The 25,000-nt window shown below is 67.8% G+C and carries 19 protein-coding genes; 9 read left to right on the top strand and 10 right to left on the bottom strand.

Annotated elements, in window-relative coordinates; all coding sequences use genetic code 11:
* The first annotated feature begins 24 nt into the window (after nt 1–24).
* Nucleotides 25–261: a DUF2934 domain-containing protein gene (locus tag DB31_RS32565; protein WP_044195024.1), complete on the top strand. Its 237-nt coding sequence runs from the start codon at nt 25–27 to the stop codon at nt 259–261.
* 6 nt (nt 262–267) lie between these two features.
* Here DB31_RS32565 and DB31_RS32560 read toward each other — a convergent pair whose 3' ends face one another.
* From DB31_RS32560 to DB31_RS32550, 3 genes are read right to left on the bottom strand one after another with little or no spacing between them, the layout of a single operon-like run.
* On the bottom strand, nt 268–1,353 hold the full coding sequence (locus DB31_RS32560) for a uroporphyrinogen decarboxylase/cobalamine-independent methonine synthase family protein (protein ID WP_044195020.1): 1,086 nt from the start codon (nt 1,351–1,353) through the stop codon (nt 268–270).
* Between the two features lie 12 nt (nt 1,354–1,365).
* Nucleotides 1,366–4,878, bottom strand: coding sequence for a methionine synthase (metH, locus tag DB31_RS32555; RefSeq protein ID WP_044195018.1), 3,513 nt, complete (start codon nt 4,876–4,878; stop codon nt 1,366–1,368).
* Nucleotides 4,875–5,771: an ArsR/SmtB family transcription factor gene (locus tag DB31_RS32550; RefSeq protein WP_044195015.1), complete on the bottom strand. Its 897-nt coding sequence runs from the start codon at nt 5,769–5,771 to the stop codon at nt 4,875–4,877. The genes metH and DB31_RS32550 overlap by 4 nt, the downstream gene beginning before the upstream one ends.
* 98 nt (nt 5,772–5,869) lie before the next feature.
* Between DB31_RS32550 and DB31_RS32545 the strand changes: the two genes are divergently transcribed.
* Complete coding sequence (locus tag DB31_RS32545) at nt 5,870–6,739, top strand: patatin-like phospholipase family protein (RefSeq protein ID WP_240486985.1); 870 nt, start codon at nt 5,870–5,872, stop codon at nt 6,737–6,739.
* Between the two features lie 18 nt (nt 6,740–6,757).
* Here DB31_RS32545 and DB31_RS32540 read toward each other — a convergent pair whose 3' ends face one another.
* Entirely contained in the window at nt 6,758–7,642 is an 885-nt protein-coding gene (locus tag DB31_RS32540; protein WP_044195012.1) for an RNA polymerase factor sigma-32, read from the bottom strand.
* A 305-nt stretch (nt 7,643–7,947) separates the two neighbouring features.
* Here DB31_RS32540 and DB31_RS32535 point away from each other — a divergent pair, with 305 nt between their 5' ends.
* Both DB31_RS32535 and DB31_RS32530 read left to right on the top strand, forming a co-directional pair.
* Complete coding sequence (locus tag DB31_RS32535) at nt 7,948–14,391, top strand: AAA family ATPase (RefSeq protein ID WP_052420434.1); 6,444 nt, start codon at nt 7,948–7,950, stop codon at nt 14,389–14,391.
* Nucleotides 14,388–14,774 (top strand): response regulator, encoded by a 387-nt coding sequence (locus DB31_RS32530; protein WP_044195010.1) that lies wholly within the window; start codon nt 14,388–14,390, stop codon nt 14,772–14,774. The genes DB31_RS32535 and DB31_RS32530 overlap by 4 nt, the downstream gene beginning before the upstream one ends.
* Here DB31_RS32530 and DB31_RS32525 read toward each other — a convergent pair.
* From DB31_RS32525 to DB31_RS32515, 3 genes are all read right to left on the bottom strand, one after another.
* Entirely contained in the window at nt 14,756–15,202 is a 447-nt protein-coding gene (locus tag DB31_RS32525; protein ID WP_044195007.1) for a CoA-binding protein, read from the bottom strand. The two genes, DB31_RS32530 and DB31_RS32525, sit on opposite strands and share 19 nt — an antisense overlap.
* On the bottom strand, nt 15,199–16,080 hold the full coding sequence (locus DB31_RS32520) for a hypothetical protein (RefSeq protein ID WP_083968958.1): 882 nt from the start codon (nt 16,078–16,080) through the stop codon (nt 15,199–15,201). Before DB31_RS32520 ends, DB31_RS32525 begins: the two co-directional genes overlap by 4 nt.
* Before the next feature lie 80 nt (nt 16,081–16,160).
* Nucleotides 16,161–16,478: a DUF2795 domain-containing protein gene (locus tag DB31_RS32515; protein WP_044195004.1), complete on the bottom strand. Its 318-nt coding sequence runs from the start codon at nt 16,476–16,478 to the stop codon at nt 16,161–16,163.
* Between the two features lie 179 nt (nt 16,479–16,657).
* Between DB31_RS32515 and DB31_RS32510 the strand changes: the two genes are divergently transcribed.
* The 5 genes from DB31_RS32510 (at nt 16,658) to iolG (ending at nt 21,117) form a co-directional block, all read left to right on the top strand.
* Nucleotides 16,658–18,262, top strand: a complete 1,605-nt coding sequence (locus tag DB31_RS32510) for a YiiX/YebB-like N1pC/P60 family cysteine hydrolase (protein WP_044195001.1) — start codon at nt 16,658–16,660, stop codon at nt 18,260–18,262.
* Between the two features lie 23 nt (nt 18,263–18,285).
* Nucleotides 18,286–18,564 (top strand): hypothetical protein, encoded by a 279-nt coding sequence (locus DB31_RS32505; protein WP_044195000.1) that lies wholly within the window; start codon nt 18,286–18,288, stop codon nt 18,562–18,564.
* Nucleotides 18,565–18,616: 52 nt separating this feature from the next.
* Nucleotides 18,617–19,471 carry a SirB1 family protein gene (locus tag DB31_RS32500; RefSeq protein ID WP_044195375.1) on the top strand — a complete coding sequence of 285 codons (855 nt, stop codon included), beginning with the start codon at nt 18,617–18,619 and terminating at the stop codon, nt 19,469–19,471.
* Between the two features lie 13 nt (nt 19,472–19,484).
* On the top strand, nt 19,485–20,042 hold the full coding sequence (locus tag DB31_RS32495) for an NUDIX hydrolase (protein WP_044194997.1): 558 nt from the start codon (nt 19,485–19,487) through the stop codon (nt 20,040–20,042).
* An 82-nt stretch (nt 20,043–20,124) separates the two neighbouring features.
* The gene (gene iolG, locus DB31_RS32490; protein ID WP_240486984.1) at nt 20,125–21,117 is read left to right on the top strand and encodes an inositol 2-dehydrogenase; all 993 of its coding nucleotides are present in this window, start codon (nt 20,125–20,127) and stop codon (nt 21,115–21,117) included.
* A 12-nt stretch (nt 21,118–21,129) separates the two neighbouring features.
* On the opposite strand, the gene DB31_RS32485 is transcribed toward iolG, so the two are convergent.
* The 3 genes from DB31_RS32485 to iolD are packed head-to-tail and all read right to left on the bottom strand — an operon-like array spanning nt 21,130 to nt 25,000.
* Nucleotides 21,130–22,173: a transaldolase family protein gene (locus DB31_RS32485; protein ID WP_083968956.1), complete on the bottom strand. Its 1,044-nt coding sequence runs from the start codon at nt 22,171–22,173 to the stop codon at nt 21,130–21,132.
* A gap of 50 nt (nt 22,174–22,223) precedes the next feature.
* Nucleotides 22,224–23,120, bottom strand: coding sequence for a myo-inosose-2 dehydratase (gene iolE, locus DB31_RS32480; RefSeq protein WP_044194988.1), 897 nt, complete (start codon nt 23,118–23,120; stop codon nt 22,224–22,226).
* 23 nt (nt 23,121–23,143) lie between these two features.
* Complete coding sequence (gene iolD / locus DB31_RS32475) at nt 23,144–25,000, bottom strand: 3D-(3,5/4)-trihydroxycyclohexane-1,2-dione acylhydrolase (decyclizing) (RefSeq protein WP_044194985.1); 1,857 nt, start codon at nt 24,998–25,000, stop codon at nt 23,144–23,146.

Below are 25,000 nucleotides of genomic sequence, written 5' to 3'. Positions count from 1 at the left end.
TATTCCCAATCCGCAGGAGAAGCCATGGCCCGCAACACCGCCAAGAACCCGACGACGAACGAGAAAGAGACCGCGAAGGTTGCCACCACCCCGCCGGCCAAGGCGGCGACGAACACGGCCGCGCCCGCGCGCACGGGCCCGACCCACGAGCAGATCGCCCGCCGCGCCTATGAGATCTTCCTGGCCCGCGGTGGCCAGCCCGGCAACCCCGAGCAGGACTGGAGCCAGGCCGAGCGCGAGCTGCAGCTCGGACGCCAGTAGCCGCCGCTAGATGACGTAGAACTCCGGACCGCGCTCGGTGTCGAGCGTCTCGTGCAGCCGCCGCTGCGCGGCCCGCAGTTCTCCCAAGATGCGCTCGGCATCTTGCACCGAGCGCATCGCCAGGCCGCACGCGGGCGTCAGCATCATGTGCGTGAGCACCTGCGTGAAGCTGTGCCCCTTGGGCAGCGCCGCCTTGAGCGAGGCCTCCACCGAGTCCGTCAGCTCCGTCACGTCATACGTGGACGTGAGGTCGGTCGGGATGATGCCCAGGCTCAGCGTGGCCCCCGAGTTCAGGAAGCGCGTAAGCGCCTCCGTCTCCTCGAGCATCGCGTCCAGCGAGAGCCGCACGTCCAGCGACAGCAGGTCCGGCTGCACGTCCAGCAGCGCGGCCCAGTCGGTGTTGCCGCAGCAGTGGATGCCCACCAGGGCGCCCTCGCGCTGCAGGGCCAGCGTGAGGAGCTTCATCTCCTGAAGGGCCAGCAAGTGGCGAGGCTGAGACCGCTGGAAGGCATACAGCCCCGGCTCGTCCAGGAAGAAGAGCGGCGTGGCGCCCGTGCGGCGCAGCGCCTTCACCATCGCCAGCGAGCGCACCATCACCAGCCGGAACAGGGCCTGATCCAGCCCTGGCACCTCCAGCGTGGTACGGCCGTCGCTGGTGCGCGCCACGGAGAGCACCGTGAAGGGGCCGGCAATTTGAGCCTTGGCGAGCCGCAGCTTCCGGTTCTCCACCTCCCAGAGGAACGGCAGCCACGCGCGGCAGGCCTCCGGCGTCGGCTCGAAGGCCTCCAGCTCTCCGGAGGACAGCGCCGCCTCCAGCTTGGCCTCGAAGGCCGCCCGGCCCGCCTCCCACTTTGCGAGGTCCACGGTGCAGATACCGTCCTCGTCGTAGCTCAACCCCGGCAGCCCCTCGATGGCCGAGGGGATCATGTACTCGGATGGATGGTGCATGGGCATCTGCGGGAGGAAAGGGATGTCCATGGCCAGCGCGGCCTGGAGTCCCATCTCCACCTGCGTGTGCGGCATGCTCCCGATGCCCGTGGACGAACAGGCGGGAAGAAGCTGAACGGCACGGCGAATGATCGGCGCGCTCATAGGGGCCCCACTCTACGTCACCGAGAAATAGTGCGCCTGAGGATGATGGAAGACGAGTGCGGAGACGGACGCCTCGGGCTCCATCATGCAGCCGTCCGTCAGCTGGACGCCGATCTCCTCTGGACGCAGCGCGGCAAACAGCAGCGCCTGGTCCTCCAGCCGCGGGCACGCGGGGTAACCAAAGGAGTAGCGCTTGCCCTCGTATTCCGCGCGGAAGCGCTCCAGCATCGTCATGTCCGGCTTGTCCGGGAAGCCCCACATGCTGCGGATCTGCGTGTGGATGAGCTCCGCGTAGCCCTCGGCGGTCTCCAGCGCCAGCGCCTGCACGGCGTGCATCTTGAGGAACTCGCCCTTGACCTTGAACCCCTCGGCAAGCTCGCGGATGCCCGCGCCCGCGGTGGTGACGAACATGGCCAGGTTGTCCCGAGGCTCACCGCCCTCCAGAGGCAGCACGTAGTCCGCCAGGCACAGCCCGTCCTCCTTCTCCTGGCGCGGGAAGTCGAAGGCGGCCTTCTGCTCGCCGGTGCGCCCGTCGAAGAGCAGCACGCGGTTGCCGTCGCTGCCCGCCTTGAAGAACTGGAAGACGGAGCGCGCCTTCATGACGCCGTCGCGCAGGAAGGACTTGATCTCCTCCACGGCCTCCTTGAGCGCCAGCGCCTTGCGCCCCTCCTCCGTCTTGGCCAGCTCGGCCTCGGCCGGAGTGCCCAGCGCGCGCGAGGCCGTGCGAAGGCCCAGGTGGCGCCCGTAGAGCATGACGGGGTTGATGAACTTCCAGATGTGGTCCAGCGGCGTGTTGGTCAGCACGTGGCGCTCGTAGTCCGGCACGGGCGGCACGCTCGCCAGGATGTCCACCTCCTTGCTGCGCCTGGAGGGCACCACGGCCACGGGCGCCTTGGGGCGCTCCTTCACCTCCTGGGCCAGCTTCTGGCGCCGGACGGTCAGGTCCTCCTTGAGCTTCGCGTGGCCGGCCGGGTCGACGATCTGCTTGGCCAGCTCCAGGCCGCTCATGGCGTCCTGCGCGTAGGCCACGGTGCCCTGGTACGCGGGGGCAATCTGCCGGTCCACGAAGTTGCGGCTGAGCGCCGCGCCGCCCACGAGGATGGGCACCTCCACACCGGCGCGCTTCAGGTCCTCCGCGGTGGCCACCATCTGGTGCGCGCTCTTCACCAGCAGGCCGGACAGGCCGAGCATGTCCGGCTTGTGCTCCTTGACGGCCAGCACGAGCTGCTCGGGCGGCACCTTGATGCCCAGGTTCACCACGTGGAAGCCGTTGTTGGCGAGGATGATCTCCACCAGGTTCTTGCCGATGTCGTGCACATCGCCCTTCACCGTGGCGAGGACGATCTTGCCGCGCGAGGCCGCCTGGGCCTTGCTCATCCTCGGCTCCAGGTGCGTCACCGCGGCCTTCATGGACTCGGCGCTCTGGAGCACCTCGGCGACGATGAGCTCGTTGGCGCCGAAGAGCCGGCCCACCTCGTCCATGCCCTTCATCAGCGGGCCGTTGATGATCTCCAGCGGCGCGTACTTCTCCAGCGCCAGATCCAGGTCCGCGAAGAGGCCATCACGGGTGCCCTCGATGATGTAGCGCTGCAGCCGCTCCTCCAGGGGCAGCGAGGACGTGGCGGCCTTCTGCGGCTTGCGCTCGCGGAAGTGGGCGGCGAAGGGCGTCACCGGATCCGGGCCCTGGTTGTAGAGCAAGTCTTCGGAGAGCTTGCGCTCCTCGGCGGGCAGCGACGGGTAGCGCTCCAGCTTCTCCGAGTTGACGAGCGCCATGTCCAGGCCTGCCTGCACGCAGTGGTACAGGAACACGGAGTTGAGGACCTCGCGGCCCGCGGTGGGCAGGCCGAAGGACACGTTGGAGATGCCGAGCACCGTCTTGCACTGGGGGAAGCGCTGCTTGATGAGGCGCACGCCCTCGATGGTCTCCACGCCGCTGCCCGTGTACTGCGCGTCGCCCGAGGCGCACGGGAACACCAGCGGATCGAAGTACAGATCCTCTGCCTTCATCCCGTACTTCTTCGTGAGCAGCTCGAAGGAGCGCTCGGCGACCTCCAGCTTGCGCTGCCGCGAGACGGCCATGCCCTTCTCGTCGATGCAGCCCACCACCAGCGCGGCGCCGAACTGGCGGGCCAGCGGCACCACCTTCTCGAAGCGCTCCTCGCCGTCCTCCAGGTTGACCGAGTTGATGATGGCCTTGCCCTGGCTGTACGTGAGCGCCATGGCGATGACTTCCTCGTCCGTGGAGTCGATCATCAAGGGCACGCGCACCTTCTTGACGACGACCTCCAAGAAGCGGCGCATGTCTTCCAGCTCGTCCCGGTCGGGGTTCGCGAGGCAGATGTCGATGACCTGGGCGCCGCGCTTCACCTGGGCGCGGGCGATCTCCGAGGCGTCCTCGACCTGGCCCGCGACGATGAGCTCCTTGAACTTCTTGCTGCCGATGACGTTGGTGCGCTCGCCGACGATGACGGGACGCTCGTCCTCCTTCACCTCCAGGTAGTCCACGCCGGACAGCGTGGAGCGCGGGCGCGGGGCCTCGCGGCGCGGCTTGAGGCCCTTCACCGCGTCGGCGATGGCGCGGATGTGGTGCATCTGCGTGCCGCAACAGCCGCCCACCACGTTGAGCCAGCCGTGCTCACAGAAGCGCCGCAGCGAGCGGGCCAGCATCTCCGGCGTCTCCAGGTAGTGCCCGTTCTCGTCCGGCAGGCCCGCGTTGGGCACGCAAGACACCGGGAAGGAGCTCATGCTGGACAACGAGCGGATGTGGTCCGTCATGAACTCGGGGCCGGTGGCGCAGTTGAGGCCCAGGTAGAGCAGCTCCACGTGCTCCAGCGACGCGGCGAGGCTCTCCACGGACTGGCCCGCCAGCATGGTGCCCATGGGCTCGATGGTGCCAGACACCGCCACCGGCAGCGCATACCCCAGCTTGCGGAACGCGCGCTGGCAGCCGAGCAGCGCTGCCTTCACGTTGCGCGTGTCCTGGCACGTCTCCACCAGCAGGTAGTCCGAGCCGCCGATGGCCAAGCCCTCGGCCTGCACGGCGAAGTTGTCCACCAGCTCCTCGAAGGTGATGCCGCCCGTCACCGAGATGGCCTTCGTGGTGGGACCGATGGAGCCCGCCACCCAGCGCATCCGCCCATCCTTCGCCTCGGCGGCCTCGGCGGCGTTGCGCGCCACGCGAGAGGCGGCGGCGTTGATCTCCACCGCCTTGTGCCCCAGGCCGAACTCGGCGAGCACCACCGGCGTGCCGCCGAAGGAGTCCGTCTCCGTCACGTCCGCGCCCGCGGCGAAGTAGTCCGCGTGGATCTTCTCGATGACGTCCGGCCGGGTGAGGGCGAGGTGCTCGTTGCAGCCCTCGTACTCGGCGCCGCCGAAGTCCGCGGCCTTGAGGTTCTGGGCCTGGATGAGCGTGCCCATGGCGCCATCGAGCACCAGGATGCGCTCGCGCATGGCCATGCGGAGGGCCTCGACGCGGCGGCCGTTTTCACCCGGGGGCGGAGGCAGGGGGGCTGGCAGGTGGCTCATGCGGGTTTGACTCCGGTGAGGAGAAAGACGCGGAAGGGGCTGGCCCCGTCCCGCGCGTGCGTCTCTCGGGTGATGGTTTGAAAACCTGCTTCGGCGAGTGCGGCTTCGAGGAACTCGGGGGCAAACCCCAGGTGCTTGTGGCCCAGCCGGTCGAGCACCCAGCGCTCGTCGTGGGGCATGAGCTCCAGCACCACCAGCTTGCCGCCGGGCTTGAGCAGCCGCGCCGCCTCGGTCAGCACCGCGCCGGGGGACTCCACGTGGTGAAGGCTCTGCGAGATGACGACCAAGTCCCTCTCCGCGCTCGGCAGAGAGAGGCGGTGCAAGTCCTCGCACAGGAAGTGGATGTTGGTGCAGCCCTCGCGGGCGGCGCGCTCCTTCGCCTGGGCGAGCGCCTCGCGGTTCTGATCAATCGCCCAGACGCGCCGGGCCCAGCGGGCGATGGACACGGAGAGGGTGCCGGTGCCGCAGCCGAAGTCCACCACGTCCAGCGGCGGCAGCAGCGAGGCGAGCGCTCCGGCCCAGAGGAACCAGGACTGGCCGGGCTCCAGCAGGCGCTCGTTGAGGGCCTGGCGATCCTCGCGGGCGCGCAGCAGATCCTTCAGCCGCGCGGAGTCCCCGTCCTCATCCTCGGCCTCCTGGGCCATGCGGATGAGAGGCCAGCGTGCGTCCTCCTGATCGAGCGCCAGCGAGTAGTAGCTGTAGCCCGCCTGCCGCTCCTCGCGGATGAGGCCCAGACCCTTGAGCTTGCCCAGATGGTGGGAGACCGAGGACTGCGCCACCCCCACGAGGGACACCAGCTCCGTCACGTTCAGCGGCGCCTGCGCCACAAGGCGCAGGATCCGCAGCCGTGTCGCATCGCCAAGGACGCGAAAGGACTGGGAGAGAACATCCATATCGGTGAATCAACATATATCGATTCAACCCGAGGTGCCAAGCGTATTCCCGACGCAATGCGTTGCCCACGCCATGACACTCGTCTATGTGGGCCCGCATGCCTCCCACCACCCTTCTCCAGCACCTCGAAGGCAAGCGTATTGGGCTTGTTCTCTCGGCCGGCTACTTCGGCTTCTACGGACACACCGGGTTCCTCAAGGGCCTGGCGGCCGCAGGCATCCAACCGGCTGCGTATGCCGGAACCTCGGCGGGAGGCATGGTGGCGGCGTTCGCGGCGGCGGGCATGCCGCTGCGCAAGCTCGAGGAGCTGCTGCTGAAGCAGACGAAGAAGAACTTCTGGGATCCGGATCCGATCGGCGCGGTGATGGATGCGCGGCGCGGCCACGGCTTCACGGGCCTGCTCAAGGGCGAGCGCTTCCGGAAGCTGCTGGAGGAGCACCTGCCGGTGCCCCATTTCGAGGAACTGCCGCACCCGCTGCTGTTGGTGGCGGCGAACCTCACCGAGGGCACACATGACGTGTTCACCACGGGCGAGCTGGCGCCGCGCGTCCACGCCACCTGCGCGTACCCGGGGCTGTTCCGGGCGGTGCCCATCGGCAACAGCCACTACTGGGATGGAGGGTTGGTGGACAAGGCGCCCGCGCTGGCGCTGAGCGAGAGCGCCATCGGCAAGGAGCTGGACGCCATCCTGGTGCACTACCTGCCCAGCCGCACCCGGAAGATCCTGGGCGGGCCATTGGTGTACGCGCAGGGCTTGGCGACGGCCTCCGCGGCGCTGCGGCATGACCACTTCCGCCTGCAGCTGTCCATCCTGGAGGGGCGGAAGGTGCCCGTGTACGTCGTCACCTCGAACCTGCCGCCGGTGACGCCGACGACGCTGGAGCGCGGCTTCGACGCGCTCGATCAAGCGCGGCTCTCCGCGGAGCGCGCGCTGGCACGGCCTCCTCAGCGCTTCGAGGAGGGGTGAAGCAGTACCGCCGGGGAACTACACGGCGACGGCGGTCAGGCCCTCGGCCTCCTGGGCCATGATCTCGGCCAGGGCGGTCTTGAGCTTGTCCTTGGCGCGGATCTCCAGCTGGCGGGCGCGCTCGCGGGAGAAGCCGAAGTGCTCGCCAAGCTCGCTCAGGGTCATCTCCTGGTCGCCCATGATGCGCTGCTCGATGATGAAGCGCTCGCGCGGGTCGAGCCGCATCATGGCCTGGCGCACGCGCGCGCGGGTCTGATCGGCCTCCTGGCGGTCGGCGACCTCGTCGACCTGGGAAGCGCCCTCGGACTCGACGAAGTCCAGGTGCGTGGAGTCACCGTCCTCGCCGATCGGAGCGTCGAGGGACAGGTCGCGGCCGCCCATGCGCTGCTCCATCTCGCGCACGTCGGAGGCCTTCACGTTCAGCTTGCGGGCGATCTCCTCGGCGTCGACGATGGTGTTCTCACCGCCGAGCTTCTCGAGCTCGCGGCGGGTGCGGGCCAGGGCGAAGAAGAGCTTGCGCTGAGCCTGGGTGGTGCCGAGCTTCACGAGCGACCAGGACTTGAGGATGTAGTTCTGGATGTACGCGCGGATCCACCACACCGCGTAGGAGATGAGGCGGATGCCCTTGTCCGGATCGAACTTCTGCACGGCCTTCATCAGGCCGATGTTGGCCTCCTGGATGAGGTCGCTGACCTTGATGCCGTAGGAGCGGTACTCGTAGGAGACCTTCACGGCGAAGCGGAGGTTGGCGGTGACCAGCTGGTGGCCGGCCTGGTAGTCGCCTGCGCGGAAGCGCCGCGCCAGGTCCTGCTCCTGCTGAACCGTGAGCAGCGGGTACTTGCTGATCTCGGAGAGGTACGTGGAGAGAGAGTCAGGGGAGTTCAGAGAGGAGGAGGCCTGCATGGTGTCCCTCGGGGGCGATGAAGAGGACGGGGGGAGAAACTGCGCTGAACCGCTTGCGAGGACTCTCTTAAGCAAGGCAGAGGCCAGCACCTGTTCTGCGCCAACTCCCAGGAGTTACAGCCACTTGCATGAAACAGGGGGCATGATTAGGGCTGGAACAGGGTAACTTTTTCAGGCCTGCTCCCCTGCCCTTGTTGCACGATTTCCGGTGGGCTGATGTCGCAGAAGCACCGCAAGCACATGTGCGCAACCGTGCGACCAGGGCGGATCGACAGGCAGGAGGGCGAACCCCATCTTCCTGGGAGATGGCCGAGCTCTACAGGGACCTGCGCCAGCTCTGCACAGGCGACCGGTTTGTGGTCTTTCGCGGCCGCAGTGAGGACGGTGCCGACGTCGTCATCAAGTCCCTCCGGCCCGATCGGCCCGATCCTTATAGCGCCCTGCTGCTCCGGCATGAGTACGAGCTGCTCAGCCGTCTGGAGGTGCCGGGGAGCGCCCGGCCGCTCGGCCTGAGTGTCCTGCAGGGCCAGCCCGCGCTCCTCCTAGAGGATGCGGGGCCCCGCTCTCTCGCCGAGGCCCTGGCGGGACGGCCGCTGCCCATCAGCGAGTTCCTCGAGCTCGCCCTGCCCATGGCGGGCATCGTCAGCGCGCTCCACGGGAAGAGCGTCATCCACCGCGATCTCAGCCCGGCCAACTTCGTCCTGGGGGAAGGCCCGACCCGGGTGACGCTGGTGGACTTCGAGTCCGCCACGGAGGTGCCCGCCTTCGCCCAGGCGCCGGGGGTGCCCGGAGAGCTTCAAGGAACGCTCGCCTATATGGCGCCCGAACAGACGGGGCGGATGAAGCGCCTCGTGGATCGCCGGGCGGACCTGTACTCGCTGGGCGCCACCTTCTACGAGATGTTGACCGGTGGGCCGCCCTTTCCTGCGTACGATCCATTGGAGGTCGTCCACGCGCACGTGGCGCGCCCTCCCTATCCGCCCGCCGTCGTGCGGCCCACGGTCCCCACCCCCGTCTCGGACCTGGTCGTGAAGCTCCTCTCCAAGATGCCGGAGTGGCGCTATCAGACCGCCGAGGCGCTCGCGGCGGATCTGGAGGAGATGCGCCGGCAGTGGAAGGCCCGCGGCACCATCCCCCGAATGGAGCTCGGCCGGCACGACGTGCCTTATGGGCTGTTTCTCCACCGCAAGCTCTATGGCCGCGAGCGGGAGGCACGGGAGCTGGAGCAGGTCATCGAGCGCACCAGCACCGGGGCCTCGGAGCTCCTCGTCGTCACCGGACCCGCGGGCATTGGCAAGTCAGCGCTCGTGTACGGGCTGCGGGACTGCACCGACACGCGGTGCCGCTGGCTGACGGGCAAGTGCGACCAGCTCCGGGGCAATCTCCCCTACGCGCCCTTCATCGAGGCGTTCCGGGGGCTGGTGCGAGAGCTGCTACGGGAGCCTCTGGAGGTCCTGGTCTCGCTGCGGAAACTCCTCGGGGAAGCCATCGCGCCGAACGGCCGCGTCCTCACGGAGACGATCCCGGACCTGGAAGCACTCCTCGGGAAGCAGCCTCCCGCCGCGGAGGTCGGCCCGATCGAGGCCGAGAACCGCTTTCACCTCGTCTTCGCGGCGTTCGTGCGCGCCCTGAGCGCCAGCGGCCCTCCCCTGGTCCTCTTCCTCGATGACCTGCAATGGACGGATCTGCCCTCCCTGAAGCTGCTGCGCGCACTCGCTGGGAGCGGCGATGCGCGCTCGCTGCTCATCCTGTGCGCGTACCGCAGCGAAGAAGTCGGACCTGGCCACCCCATCTCCCACACCCTGCAGTCGATCGAGGAGGCAGGAACCACGGTCTTGAAAATGAAGCTCGGCCCCTTGGAGGTGCCTTCGCTGGTGGCGCTGTTGTGTGACGCCCTGCGGGTGAGCCCGGGTCAGGCCACGCCCCTGGCCCAAGTGATCGCGCAGAAGACGGCGGGCAATCCCTTCTTCGTCCGCCGGTTCCTCGAGTTTCTCTACCGGGAGGAGCTTCTCAGCTTCGTGCCCTCCCGAGGCCAGTGGTCCTGGGATCTGGCGCGCATCGACACCGCGGAGGTCACCACGAACGTCGTGGACCTGCTCTCAAGCGTCATCCAGAAGCTGCCCCCCGAGGCGCAGCAGATGCTCAAGACAGCGGCGTGCATCGGAAACCGCTTCGAGCTCGGCGTTCTCGCCCGGGTTCTCGGGAAGCCTCTCGAGGAGGTGGCCCGGGCGCTGTGGCCTCCCATCCAGCAGGGACTGCTCATCCCCACCGAGGAGGGGCCGCGCTTCTCCTGGGCCGCCCATAAGCCCATCGAACTCGGGACGGCGGTGACACCGACCTATCGCTTCGTGCACGACCGCATCCAACAGGCCGCCTACCAGCTACTCCCGGAAGAAGGGCGCGAGAAGCTGCATCTTCGGATCGGACAGTGGCTCATCGGGAGCGCACCGGCCGGGCAGCTCGAAGACGCGATCTGCGCCATCGTGGATCAGCTCAATCGGGCCGCGGATCGGCTGCCACCGGACGAGCGGATCCACCTGGCGCGCCTCAATGACCAGGCCGGCCGCCAGGCGCGCGCCACCTCGGCTTATGAGTGCGCGCTGGACTACTTTCGCGCCGGGCTCACACTCTTACCCCCAGATGCCGCGCACGCGGAGCTCCACCCCCTCTGGTTCACGCTGCAGCGGGACGCGGCCGAGTGCGGCAACCTTGCGGGCGACCCGGAGCTCTGCGTGCAGCTCGTCCGCGAGGGCCTCAAGGGTGCTGAGACCGCCCTGGAAAAGGCGGCCCTCTATTCCCTCAACGTGCAGGCGCACGTCGTCCGGGGACGCCACGCCCAAGCCATCCGCTGCGGCCGTGAGGGGCTCCGGCTGCTGGGAATGGAGCTGCCGGGCGAGGTGCCGCCCGAGGTCGTGAAGGCCGAGAAGGAGCGCACCCGGGCCTGTCTTCAGTCGCGCTTGGAGCACGAGCTGCTCGAGGCGGGCCGGCTGGAGGACCCAAGCGACCGCGCGAGACTCAAGCTCCTGCTCGCCTTGACTTCCACGTGGTTCACGGATGCTGAGCAGTTCCAGGTCATCAGCTTCCGCGCTGCAGAGCTGACGGCGACGCGTGGCCTGGCGCCGGACTCCCCCGTTGCTTACGCGTACTACGCGATGGCCCTGGCCATGGACGGCGATTATCCGGAGGCCTACACGTACGGAGGGCTGGCAGTGCGCCTGGCCGAGCGCTCGGCCAACCCCGCGCAGGAGTGCAGGACGCTGATGTGCTTCGCGGGCCACGTGAGCGCCTGGCGGGCCCCACTCGCGGAGACCCTGCCCCTGCTGCGCCGCTCATACACCTGCGGGCTCGAGGCGGGCGAGCTTCAGTTCGCCGCCTACGCGCAGGCGAACCTCATCTTCGCGCTGTGGAGCCGTGGCACGGAGCTCGGAGAGGTGCTCGCCGAGGCGCAGTCGACCCTGGCCTTCTACCGCAAGATCCACCACGCCCTGGGCGTTCCCTACGTCCAGCCCTATGCCCAGGCGGCGAAGTGCCTCAAGGGACTTACACGTGGCAGGTCCCTCTTCGACGATGAGCGATTCCACGAGGAGGCCTTCCTCCAAGAGAAAGCCGAGAACGGCCTGGGACAGGCCATGTTCCATCTCCTCCGGCTCCAGACGTGCTACCTGCTCGGCGAGCCCGCGCTCGCGCGTGAGTACGCGAAGAAGTCGGCCCCATGGCTGCGGTACTTGCGGACGCTCTTCTGCCAGACCGACTTCTTCTTCTACACCGCCCTCACCCAGGCTGCGCTGTATCTCCAGACTCCGGCCGTGGAGCAAGGAGCGCTCCTCACCGAGCTGCGGCAGCACCTGCGCCGACTTGAGACCTGGGCGCGGAATGCCCCCGCGAACTACCAACACAAGCACGACCTGGTCGCGGCTGAGCTGGCGCGTCTCGAAGAGCATCCCGATGCCGCGCTCGCGCTCTACCAGAAGGCCATTGCGCAGGCGGGGCAAGGCGGGTTCCAACAGGACGAGGCGCTCGCGCACGAGCTCTGCGCACGGTTCCACGCGGCGCGGGGCGAGGCGTTGCTCCAGGAGTCCCACCTGAACGCGGCGCTCGTGGGGTACGCCCGCTGGGGTGCCACGGCCAAGGTGGAACTGCTGAACCAGGAGTTCCCCAGCCTCCGCGCCAGCGAAGAGCTTGGGGCGCTCACCACGCCCCGGGCCCCGCCTGCGCTCGACTCCCTAACGCTCCTCAAGACCGCGGAGACCCTTACCGGGGAGCTGGACTTCGAGCGGCTGCTGGAGAAGCTCGTCCGCACGTGCGTGGAGGCTGCAGCAGCGGAGCGGGCGGTGCTCGTGCTGGACGAGGGCGAGTTCGTCATCCGCGCCACGGCGACCGCCCGGCGCGAGGTGTTCCTGGAGCAGCGGCCACTGGCGGAGGGGCGCTCGGTTCCCATCTCGATCATCCGCCACGTCATCCGGTCCCGAGAGGTGTTCTTGCTGGGGGACGCGGCACGCGAGGGATGCTTCACCGCGGACCCTTATGTTTCTGGGAACAGCGTGCGATCCGTGCTGGTGGTGCCCATTGCCCGAGCGAACCGGGTGCTCGGGGTCCTCTACTTCGAGAACAACCTCTCGCGGGATGCCTTTGCGCCCGAGCGGGCCGAGATGCTCCGGTTGTTATCAGCCCAGATGGCCATCGCGCTGGAGAACAGCCGGCTCTTCGCGGAGCGGGCGCGGGTCGAGGCCTCGCTGCGCCTGCTCTCCAATGCGAGCGCCGAGTTCGCCGAGTCGCCGGGCCTCGAGGCGCTCCGGCCCCGGCTCGCCACCGTGGCCGTCCCACAGCTGGCGGACTGGTGCCTCATCGATGCCCTGGAGAACGAGGTGCTCCAGCCTGTCTCCTGGGCTCACGTCGACGCGAGCAAGGTGCAGGAGGTCGAGGCCCTGCATCGCAACCACCCGATCGACCTGGACTCTTCGCAGCCCCAGGCACGGGCATTGAGGTCCGGCAAATCCCTCCTGATCTCCGAGGTCACCGAGGAGCTTCTCCGCGCCTCGGGCCGCGACGAGCAACACGTGCGGAGCGTCCAGTCCTTGAGCCCCTGCTCTGTCATCACCGTCCCACTCATCGCGCGGGGAAGAGTGATCGGGGTTGCCACATTCGCCCTGTCGCGCACCGGCCGCCGCTACACGTCGGCGGATCTCGCGCTGGCCCAGGAACTGGGCCGCCGCATGGCATTGGCGCTCGACAACGCCTGGCTCCAGAGGGATCTGCAGGAGACCCTCCACCAGAGCGATCGGTCGCACTCGCTGCTCCAGGCCACGATCGAGGCCACCGCCGACGGGCTCCTCGTCGTCGATCTTCACAAGCGGGTGGTGCTCTACAACCAGCGCTTTCTGAGCCTGTGGCGGATCCCGCCCGAGCTCGCCCAGCGCCAAGAGGCGCCACCGCTCCTCGCCTACGTGCTCGATCAGATCGAGGACAGGGAGGAGTTCATCCAGTGCATCCACGAGCGCTACTCCCGGCCGGGCCAGGAGTCCGTCGACCGCATCCAGTTCAAGGACGGCCGGGTCTTCGAGCGGTACTCGCGGCCCCAGCGCGTGGGGGACGCCATCGTGGGCCGGGTGTGGAGCTTCCGGGACATCTCCGAGCGCGAGCAACTGCTGCAGCGGGCACTGTTTCTCTCCGAAGCGGCGCGGCTGCTGGGCTCGCTCGATGTGGAGAAGGCTCTCGAGGGGGTGGCCCACCTCGTGGTGCAGCACCTGGGCGACGGCTGCGCGATCGATCTGTTCAACGGCGAGGGCCCTCGGCGGCTGCTCGCCGTCTCACGGGATGAGCACAGGCCCCTCTCGCCGGAACTCCACCCAGCCGTGCTCGCGGGACACCCGCTCATCTACGCAGAGGCCTCCACCTGCTACCTGGGCGTGCCTCTGATGATGAAGGGACGGCTGGTGGGCGCGCTCACCTGCCGCGCCTCGCCGCACCGCAAGTACGAGCAGACCGACCTGGAGCTCGTCGAGGAGCTGGCCCGCCGCGCGGTGCTCTCCCTGGAGAATGCCCACCTCTACCAGCGGGCCCAAGAGGCGCTGCGGGCCCGGGAGGAATTCCTCTCCATCGCGGCGCATGAGATCCGCGGTCCCACCACCTCGCTGCACCTGGCCGTCCAATGCCTGCGGAAGGGGAAGGTGCCCGCGTCGCAGCAGTCGAAGGTGTTCGACATGATCGAGCGGGAGGACCGCCGCCTGTCGCGGTTCGTCACCGAGTTGCTGGATCTGGGCCGGATCCAGTCGGGGCAGCTCCACTTCGAGTACCAGCAGGTGGACCTGGGTGACGTGATCCGGCAGGTCGCGACGCGGCTGCAGCCGGAGATCGGCTGCTCCGGCTCGCCGCTGTCCATCACGGTCGACGGACAGATCGTTGGCGAGTGGGACAAGGCGCTCGTGGAGCAGATCGTCACGAACCTGCTCTCCAATGCACTGAAGTTCGGGATGGGCAAGCCGATCGAGCTCACAGCCCGGGCGCGGGAGGGGCACGCGCAGCTCCTCGTGAGGGACCAAGGGATGGGCATCAGCCACGAGAATCTGGAGCGGATCTTCCATCCCTTCGAGCGCGGGGTGTCGGTGCGCCACTACGGGGGCCTGGGGTTGGGGCTCCACATCGTGAAGACACTGGTCGAAGGCCTGGGGGGATCGGTCAGCGTCAAGAGCGAGCCGGGAGTGGGCTCCACGTTCACGATCCAGCTGCCTCGAGGAAGGAGAGCGTCATGAGCGCTGGCGGGTCGATCCTGGTGGTGGACGACGACGAGGACATCCGCGACATCCTCAGCCTGCTGCTGTGCTCGGAGGGCTATGAGGTCGACTCGGCGAGGGACGGACTGGACGCGCTCGACCACCTGAGAGCGGGCGAGCCCCCTTCGGTGATCCTCCTGGACATGATGATGCCGCGGATGGATGGAGAAGACTTCCTCACGTCAATCCACGACACGCCCCAGTACGCCGACATCCCCGTCGTGCTCATCTCGGGCCATCACGCGGCGCGCGAAAAGGCCGCGCAGCTCGCGGCGGCCGACTGCCTGGTGAAGCCCATCGATGCCGACGAGCTCCTGAGCGTGGTGCGAAAGTACGTGCCGAATCACCCCAGGATGGCGTAGCGGCGGTGCTCCACCATCAGGCACCGGTCCTGCACCACCTGGATGCCCGCCTGCGCCAGCTTCTCGGCCGCCGCGTCGTTGCGGATGCCCGACTGGAACCACACCGCCTTCGGCTTCTTGGCGATGATGTCCTCCAGGTGCTGATCGATGTCCTGTGGCCGCCGGAACACATTCACCAGGTCAATCTCCCCCGGAATATCCACCAGCTTCCGGTACACCGGCTTGCCGAGGATCTGCTTCACCTCCGGGTAGTACACGGGCACCGGAACCACCTCCACCCCCGCCCGCGCCAGATACTCCGGCACGTAGAACGCCGGCTGCCCCGACTGCTGCTCCGTCTTGATCCCCAACACCGCCACGCGCTTCGAGGTCTTCACTACCCGCTCGACCCCCATCTCGTTCTCGATGAGGTTGTCCTGGAAGTTCATCGTCGTGCCTCCTCCAACAGCTCCAGCTGGGTCTGCGTCGCGAGCGTCCATGTAGCGTCGCCCACCCTCGCGCGCACGGTGAGATTGCGCCGCATCGGCACGAAGTAGCCCCGCGCCACCACTTGCTCACCCTCACACGTCACTCCGGGCGTCAGCGCCGGGCTCCCTGCCTCCTCCACCAGCTCTCGCAGCTCCTCGGGCGCGTCGTCCGGCACCGCATCCAGGCACTTCAGCCCCAGCACCAGCGCGTCGCCCTGGTCCGTCAGCTCCGTGCCCTGCACCGTGCGCTCCAGCACGTAGCGCACCTCACCGTCCGCCGAGGAGAACCGCTCCACCGCCCACGTGTGCTGCCCCACCATGAGGTTGCGCTGCAGCAGCCCGCCGTACTTCGTCTCCCACTCCTCGCGGGCCCGCGCCTCCAGGGCCTCGGGTGCGAAGAAGGCCTCCAGCGGCCCGGCCTGCTGCCCCGCCGGCACCACCTGTCGCAGCGCCTTCAGCCCCTCGTCCGCGTTCACCAGCTTCACGAAAGCCCCATCCGCCGCCAGCCGCACCCGCAGTCCCAGCCGCGTGAGCACATCGTCCACCACCGTCTCCACGGGTGTGCCGCCACGCGTCATCCGGGCTCGCGTCACCGTCTGGGCCAGCTGCCAGCCACTCTCCGCCGGCGTGAAGCGGGTCACGGTGGTCATGTCCACCTCCTCGGACTGCTTCGTGCCCGCCCGCTCCACCGTGCGCGCCGTCTGCACGCGCTCCGTCATGGCCCGATCCACAGGCGGACGAAAGTCGAGCCGCACCGGGAGGGGAGCCCCCGCCTCCGGCACCAGCGAGGAGGCGGGCTTGGTACACCCCGCCAGCACCACGGCACAGCCCAGCCACATCCATCTTCCCGAGAAACGCATACGGCCGCGAACGCTGGCAGAAACCGCCAGCGCCCGCGAGCCTCTTTCACCATCTCTGCTCAAGGGTGACGGGAGTTGCCTTCCGGAGCGTTCTCCACCAGATCCCTGCCGATGTTCCGCCGGTCCCTGTCCACCCCGTCGTCGTCCCGGAGCCCCCCCATGGCGAACCTCCGGGCTGCCTCGGCCAGGTCACGCATGACCTCCACCTTGGATTCGTAGCGCGTGCGGGGCAGGAACTTGAGGACATTGATGACGTTCACGTCCGCTCCGTTGTCCTCGGCTGCCCTCACGAGTTGCTCACGCCACACCGGGTAGTCCACGGCGTCCAGGTGAGTGGGGATCGACAGCGCCGGGTTCTCCGCCTGTCCGTAAGCCATCGTGTCTCTGCCTTTCTGCCCGGGTTTCTGGTCCGGGCGCTTTCCTTGAACTTGGGGATGGTGAAGTCGTTGGACCACCCAGGGCGGCACGGCCCGCACCGCTCACAGGCCAGGCAGCCAACCGTGTCCGGGCGCTTCTGAGGTAGGCTGGCCGCGCTTCCGCTCCTCTCGGAGACCCGATGCTCGTCACCTCCCTGCTTCTGGCCCAGCTCACGCTCGCTGGCTCCCCTCCCCCTCAGGCTGCCGCTCCCTCCTCCCCTCCTGCCGCCGAGGCCGAGCCCTCCAACATCTATGACTGGGACGATGAGGCCTTCGTGGCCCAGGCCCAGCTCGATCTCGAGGCGCTCCAGCGCTACGCCAACGGCCTGCGCGGGCTGCAGGAGCAGATCAAGAAGAACCTGGCGCTCTACAACCAGAAGCAGGACATCCCCTACTCGCCGGAGCAGAAGCAGACGCTGCTCACCACGTGGGCGGCCTTCTTCGATTACTTCGCCTCCACCGAGCAGATCCGCCAGCGCTACTGGGACTTCGTGAAGGTGCCCGGAATCACCCAGCCCAAGAAGCACGCCTGGGGCTTCCTGCTCACCCATGGGGCGCTCACCACCATCCTCGCGCACGGGCTCACCTACGCGGAGCTCACCAACGGCAAGAAGCAGCTCGAGGTGCTCCTGGACGAGCCCTCGGCGGACTACGGCATCCCCGAGCGCGCCTTCGCCCACTTCAAGGAGAAGGTCATCCACGTCTCCACCGCCACCCAGCTCGTCACGGGTGACACGTACCGCGAGCAGGTGCGGCCCTTCCTGTCCAAGGCGGGCGCGCTCAACTTCAAGCTCACCTCCTGGGTCATCCAGGAGATGAAGGAGAACTCCAAGGTGGCCAAGGGCAAGCTGCTCAAGCGCGGCCCCTCCTTCTTCACCACGGCGGCCAAGGACATCGTGGTGGACAGCGCCTCGCGCGCCATCTTCCCCGTGCAGAAGAACGTGGCCGAGTGGATGGGCGACACCCGCGTCCGCCGCCAGGGCAAGCCGCTCATCTCCCGTGAGCAGGTCTTCAAGGTGATGGAGAAGATGGAGCCGGGCGACATCATCGTGGCCCGGCAGAACTGGTTCCTCTCCAACATCGGCCTGCCGGGCTTCTGGCCGCACGCCGAGCTGTACGTGGGCACGCCGGAGCACGTCTCCGCCTACTTCGACGGGGACGCGGAGGTGCAGGCGTGGCTGGCCACCCTGTCCGGCAAGCCGAAGACGCTGGCCGAGCACCTGTCCAAGAGCTTCCCCGCCAAGTGGACCCAGTACACGGGCAAGGACGAGCACGGGGACCCCATCCGCATCATCGAAGCCATCAGCGAGGGCGTCTCCTTCACCGGCCCCGAGCACGGCATGCGCGTGGACTACATGGGCGTCATGCGGCCGCGGCTGACCAAGAAGGACAAGGCCCAGGCCATCGTCCGTGCGTTCACGTACCAGGGCCGTCCGTACGACTTCAACTTCGACTTCTTCTCGGACTCGACGCTGGTGTGCACGGAGCTGGTCTACAAGTCCTACGCGCCCTCCAAGGACGTGAAGGGCATCCAAATCAACCTGGTGGACGTGGCCGGCCGGCGCACCCTTCCCGCCAACGAGATCGTCAAGCTGTTCGACCAGGAGTACGACAAGCCGGACCGGCAGTTGGAGTTCGTGGCGTTCCTGGACGGGCGCGAGGACAAAAAGGGCGCTATTGAGGAGGATGCCCTCTCCTTCCGCAAGAGCTACGAGCGGTTGAAATGGGACATCGCCCAGAAGTAGCCGGAAGCAGTGAGGCAGGACGTATGAAGGAAGAGACAGCAGAGGAGATGTTGGCGCTCGCCCATCCGCTCTTCGAGCGGATGATTTCGCAGCAACAGGCCAAGGTGCTGCGCCTGGCCCGCGAGGCGGTGCCCAACATCGGTCCCGAGGACCTGCGCAACGCACACGACTTCCCGGAACTCAGGGAACATCCCACCTTCGAGTATGAAGATGGGATTCTGGCGGGGCTCATCTCCGCGCAGATCGCCCTGAAGGCCGAGATCAAAGGTCGTCTTCCCTACCGTCCACCCGCAGCAACCTGACGAACGGCCGCCTGCCTTTGCCGTTCGGCGGCAGGTGGGTTAGTCCTTGCCCGTGAACTTTCCCTCTGGATTCGGCTCTCCGCTCGCCCGGGAGCGGTTGGTGTCGGCCCTGGCGGCCGATCCGCCTCGACTGGATCTGGCGGCGCTGGCCATCGCCACGCTCGCCACTCCCTCCCTGGATGCGCCGGCCTGTCTTCACACGCTGGATGCCCTGGCAGCCCGCGTGCAGGTCGAGGTGGAGCGCCACCTGGACGATGGGCTGTCGCTGGCTCGGCTGAGAGCCCTGCGCCACGTGCTGGCGGACATCGAGGGCTTCCGCGGCAACGAGAGGGAGTACTACTCGCCGGAGAACAGCTTCCTGGACCATGTGCTGGAGCACAAGGTGGGGCTGCCCATCACCCTCTCGGTGGTGTACCTGGAGGTGGCGCGGCGGGCGGGCATTCCGCTGTACGGCGTGGCCTTCCCCGGGCACTTCCTGGTGGCGTGCAACACGGGCAGCCACAAACTGGTGGTGGATCCGTACCACAACGGGGACATCCTCACGGAGACAGGCTGCGAGGAGCTGCTCAAGCGGGTGGCGCCGCAGCTGCGCTTCGATCCGGCCAAGCTGACGCCGGCGCCGGTGGAGCTCATCACCTACCGGATGCTCTCCAACCTCAAGCGCGTGTACCTGGAGCACGAGGACGCCGAGCGCGGGCTGGCGGTGGTGGACCTGCTGCTGCTGCTGGCACCGGACCACCCGGGCGAGCTGCGCACGCGTGCGCTGCTGCTGTCGAAGGTAGGAGCGTTCCGGGCCGGGCTGAAGGACGTGGAGCGGTGCCTGGAGCTGTCGCCCGAGGCGCCGGATCGCGAGCGGCTGGAGCTGATGGCCAAGGATCTGCGCGAGCGGCTGGCCAACCTGAACTGACTCTGGAGGCTTTGTGTCCCAGCATCCCCGCCCCTGGCCGCGACTGCGCCTGGGGCTCGAGCACGACTACACCATCCTCAAGGTCCGCCAGGACATGTACGCGGATCCGCGCACCGGTCAGGAGCACCCTCGCGTGTTCATCGACACGCCCGAGTGGTGCAACATCATCGCGGTGACGCCGGAGGATCAGCTGGTGCTCATCCGGCAGTACCGCTTCGGGACGAAGGAAGTGACGCTGGAGATTCCAGGCGGGCTCGTGGATCGGGGCGAGGATCCGGCCATCGCGGCGGCGCGCGAGCTGGAGGAGGAAACGGGCTACGTGCCGGGCCGCCTGGTGTCCCTGGGCTCGGTGCATCCGAACCCGGCGCTGCAGGGCAACCGGTGCCACTCCTTCCTGGCGCTGGACAGCGTGAAGCGTCACGAGGGGAAGCAGGACCACGGCGAGGACATCAGCGTGGAGCTGTTCCCCCGCGCCGAGGTACCGCGCCTCATCCTGGAGGGGAAGATCACCCACTCGCTCGTGGTGGTGGCCTTCTTCCTGGAGCGGCTGCGCGCCGAGGCCGCGAAGTAGCGCGACTCCCGATTCGCCGAGTGCTCGACACATGGCACCGCGCCAGGGAGAAGCGCGGAAGGCCCAGGTGTATGGTCAGCCCATGCGGATTGCTCTCTTGGGTGCCGGACGCATTGGGCTGATTCACGCCGCCAACATTCACCACCATCCCCGCGCGAAGCTACACGCCGTGGTGGATGTGAACGCCGCCTCCGCGAAGGCTGCCGCCGAGCGGTATGGCGCGAAGGCCTCGGCGGATGTGGATGCCGTGCTCGCGGATCCCGAGGTGCAGGGGGTCTTCATCTGCACCTCCACGGACACCCACGTGGAGCTCATCCTCAAGGCGGCGCGGCGCAAGCTGCCCATCTTCTGCGAGAAGCCCATCGACCTGGACCTCGCGAAGGTGGACGCGTGCCTGGAGGAGGTGTCGCGCTCGGGGGTCCCGCTGGTGCTCGGCTTCAACCGCCGCTTCGACCCGAACTTCCGCGCCCTGCGGGAGGCCGTCCGCCGGGGAGAGGCGGGCGAGGTGGAGATCGTCAAGATCACCAGCCGGGACCCGGCGCCGCCGCCGGTCTCCTATATCCGGACCTCAGGCGGCATCTTCCGCGACATGATGATCCACGACCTGGACATGGCGCGCTTCCTGTTGGGCGAGGAGCCCGTGGAAGTTTTCGCCACGGGCTCGTGCCTGGTGAATCCGGAGATCGCCGAGGCGGGCGACATCGACACGGCGATGGTGATCCTCAAAACCCGGCGCGGCGCGCTCTGCCACATCGACAACAGCCGGCGCGCGGCCTACGGCTACGATCAGCGCATCGAGGTCTTCGGCTCGAAGGGGATGCTCCAGGCGGCCAACCCGACGCCCACCACCGTCACGCGCTACACGAGCGAGGCCGTGCTCTCCGACAAGCCGTATCACTTCTTCCTGGACCGCTACCCCGAGGCCTATCGCGCCGAGCTGGAGCACTTCCTCGAGGTCTCCACCGGGGGTGTAGCGCCCCTGGTGACGGGCCGCGATGGCCGGGCGGCGCTCGTCCTCGCGGATGCGGCGCTCCAGTCTCTGAAGCTGGGCAAGCCCGTGCCGATTGCTCTGTAAGCCCGCGCAGGGCTACGGCAGCATCCGCTCCCGCACCCACTCCACGAGCTGCTGATAGCCGCCGAGGAACTGCCGCAGGGTGTGGACGGAGGCCCCATACCCGGCGAAGTCCTCCGGGCGCATGCCCTCCTCATCATAGGCGCGGACGAAGTCGGGGAACTTCCGGCGGAGCGTCTCGACGATCTCCGAGCTGACAGGCTCGGACAAGGTCTTGCGCGGCGCGATGTCCGAGGCGTTGAACTGCTTCCACCACGTGTAGGGAATACTCTGGATGGAATCCTCGCCGATGAGCTCCGACCAGTGCAGGTGGTGGCGGTACGCGGCTGCCAGCAGCTTGCTCCGGTACTGGCGCTGGAGGAACAACTGGCGCGCCCGCTTGAACACCGCGATGCCTGCCCAGTTCAGGTAGCCCGGATCGACGAGGATGGCGTCCCGCTCGGCCAACCGCTTCAGGTGATCATCGAGCCTTCCGACCATGATCGTCACATAGGGGTGCAACCGCTCCCGGGGGATGCCGGACTTGAGCGCGCGCTCGATGCCCCGCTCGAGGGCCTCAGCCGTGGCCAGCACCTGCGGCACGGTGAAGCTCACGGTGGCGTTGACGTTGATGCCTCGGGCCATGAGCTCCTCCATCGCTGCGATGCCCTCCTGGGTGGAGGGGCACTTGATGGCGATGTTGGGCGCGAGCGCGGCGAGCGTCACGCCGTGCTCAATCATCCACTCGGTGGACCGGTACAGCTTGGGGCTCACCTGCACGCAGAGGAACCCATGGCGGCCTTGGGTGGCCTCGTGGATGGGGAGCAGCAGGGAGGCGGCCTCTCTCGCGACGGCCTCGATGAGCTTCCACGTCACGTCGTCTTCGGTGTCTTCGGGGTTCTCGCGCAGCATGCGGTCGAGCACCGGCAGCCACCGCACCTTGTCGCTGCTCACAGCGGCGCCGACGATGACGGGGTTGGAGGTGGCACCGACGGCGCCGTTCTCGATGGCCTCCTTCAGCTCGGGGAGCGCGCAGGAGTCATTCCAGAACTCGGTGCCCAGTGCGACGGTCTGATGCATCCGTGTGAGAGCCATACCCTTCCCTGCATGTGTGGGGACTGCCCAGGGACTCAGACGCCCGCGAGCTCCCGGATGTAGTGCCGCCCGCGCAGCGCGTACTCGAGCGGGTTCGCCTTCGCCGGATCCTGCTCGGCCTCCACGATCCACCAGCCCGAGTACCCGAGCTTGGACAGGTGCTCGAAGATGGGCCGGTAGTCGATGCCTCCGTCACCTGGGACGGTGAAGGCGCCGGCGCGAACGGCGGCCTCGAAGCTCCAGCGCTTCGAGCGGACCTCCTCCACCACCGCCGGGCGGATGTTCTTCAGGTGGACGTGCGCGACACGCGGCCCGTGGGCGCGCAGCACCGCGAGCGGATCCGAGCCCGCGAAGGCCAGGTGCCCAGTGTCGAGCAGGAGCGAGAGCACCTTCGTCCGCTCCATGAGCTGCGCCACGTCCCGGGCGTCCTGGATCACCGTGCCCATGTGGGGGTGATAGGCCACTTTCATCCCGGCGGCAGCGGCGCGCTCAGAGAGCCGGTCGAGCCCCTCGTAGACGCGGGTCCAGGCACTCGCGTCGAGCAGCTCTTGACCCGAGGCGAAGCGCAGCGGCTTCGAGCCTTCCGAGTGGATGGCGTGTGTGCACTCGGCAACGATGATCACACGACTGCCTGCGGCTTGGAGCCGGGCCATGTGCGCGTCGAAGGACTTCTCCTCCTCTGCATAGGGCCGGGAAGCCAGGTACGTGCTGTGCCAGCCGGAAGCGAGCCTCAGCCCGTAGCGCTCCAGCAGCGCGCGGACCTCAGCGCCAGACTGGGGGAACCGGTGGCCCAGCTCCGTGCCTGCGTAGCCCGCCTGACGCATCTCGCTCAGACACTGGTCCAAGGAGATGGAAGCCCCGAGGTCTCGGAAGTCATCGTTGCACCAGTTGATGGGCTGGGCGCCCACCTGCACCTTGAGGTTCTCTGGCATAGGGGTCCTCCGAGAGTGCTCCGTCAGTAGTGGAACCGCTGCTTCTTCTTCGCCTCTTCGTAGGCTGCGTGCTTCTCCCGCACAGAAGAGGAGGAGCTCACCTCGGCGATGGGAACGTCCCACCAGGACGTTCCCGGCAGCCCCGCGCTGCCCTCGAGCGGGATGTAGATGAGGCAGCTGGTGGGCTGGTTCTTCGCCTCACGGAGCGCATGCGAGAGCTCGGCGGCAGTCGTCGCGGTGAAGGTCTTCGCCCCCAGGCTCTGGGCATTCTGGACGAAGTCGACTGGAAGGTGCTCACCCTCGAGCTTGGGGCCCTTCCTGGCACGGAATTCGTTGCCGAAGCCCCGGCTCCCCGATCCGCGCTGCAGGTTGTGGATGCACTGGTACCCGTGGTTGTCGAGGAGGACGGCCGTGATCTTCGCTCCCTCCTGGATGGACGTCAGCAGTTCCTGGCTCAGCATGAGGTAGCTGCCATCGCCCAGGAGCGCATAGACCTCGCGCTCGGGACGCGCGAGCTTGACGCCGAGCGCTCCGGCGATCTCGTAGCCCATGCACGAGTAACCGTATTCGGAGTGGTAGTCGTCCGGCTCCTTGGCGCGCCAGAGCTTGTGGATATCGCCAGGGATGCCGCCGGCCGCGTGGACGATGGTGGAACCAGGTCCCGCCTCTTCGTTGAGCACGCGGATCACCTCGGCCTGGGTGAGCCGGCCATCCAGAGAGCGCGTGAGCTGTTCCCGGACTTCCGCCCACTCCTCCCGAACCGAGGCGATCTCGGTCCCATAGCTCGCAAGGATGCGCCACCCCTCCAGTGCCTTCGTGAGTTCTTCGAGCGCCAGCCTCGCGTCCCCCACGAGAGGGAGCGCTCCGTGCTTGGCGGCATCGAACGCGTTGACGTTGAGGGCGATGAAGCGCACGCCCTCCGCCTGGAATTGGGTCTTCGAGGCCGTCGTGAAGTCCGACAGGCGCGTGCCCACGGTGAGGATGACATCCGCATCACTGGCAATGCGGTTGGCAGCGCCCGTCCCTGTGACACCGACAGCCCCAAGACACGCGCCATGCGAGTCGGGCAAGGCGCCCATGCCGGCTTGAGTGACGCCCACAGGAATGCCCGTCGCGTCGGAGAAGCGCCGGAGTGCCTCCTCGGCGGCGGCGTAGTGCACTCCACCGCCTGCGATGCAGAACGGCCGCTTGGCATGCCGCAGGAGCGCCGCAGCCTCCGCGATGCGCTCTCGGGAACATGGCCGGCGCTCGACGACGTGGACCCGCTCCTGGAGGAAGTGCGCGGGGCAGTCGAAAGCCTCGGCCTGCACATCCTGCGGGAGACACAGCGTCACGGCGCCAGTCTCCGCGGGATCGGCGAGCACCCGCATGGCCTCTGGGAGCGCGGAGAGGATCTGCTCGGGCCGCTGGATCCGATCCCAGTACTTGGACACCGGGCGGAAGCAGTCGTTCACGCTCACATCCATGGAGTGAGGGAACTCGAGCTGCTGCAGCACGGGCTGGGGCGTCCGGCTGGCGAAGATGTCTCCAGGAAGCAGGAGGACGGGCAGCCGGTTGATGGTCGCCGTGGCTGCCCCAGTGACCATGTTGGTGGCGCCCGGCCCGATGGAGCTGGTGCAGGCGAAGGTGGAGAGCCTTCGCCGAGCCTTCGCGTAGGCGATGGCCGTGTGGACCATGCCCTGCTCGTTCTTGGGCTGGAAGTAGGGCAGTTCGCCCTCGTGCTCCTCCAGGGCCTGGCCCATGCCTGTCACGTTGCCGTGGCCAAAGATGCCAAAGACGCCTCGGAAGAAGCGGTGCACCTCGCCATCCCGCGAGACGCGCTGGGCATCGAGGAACCGGACGATCGCCTGCGCCAGGGTGACTCGGACAGTCTTGCTCAT

Source organism: Hyalangium minutum (assembly GCF_000737315.1).
In the GTDB taxonomy this organism is placed as follows: Bacteria; Myxococcota; Myxococcia; order Myxococcales; family Myxococcaceae; genus Hyalangium; species Hyalangium minutum.
Note: the sequence above shows the minus strand (reverse complement) of the source record. Positions and strands in the feature narration are given on the sequence as shown.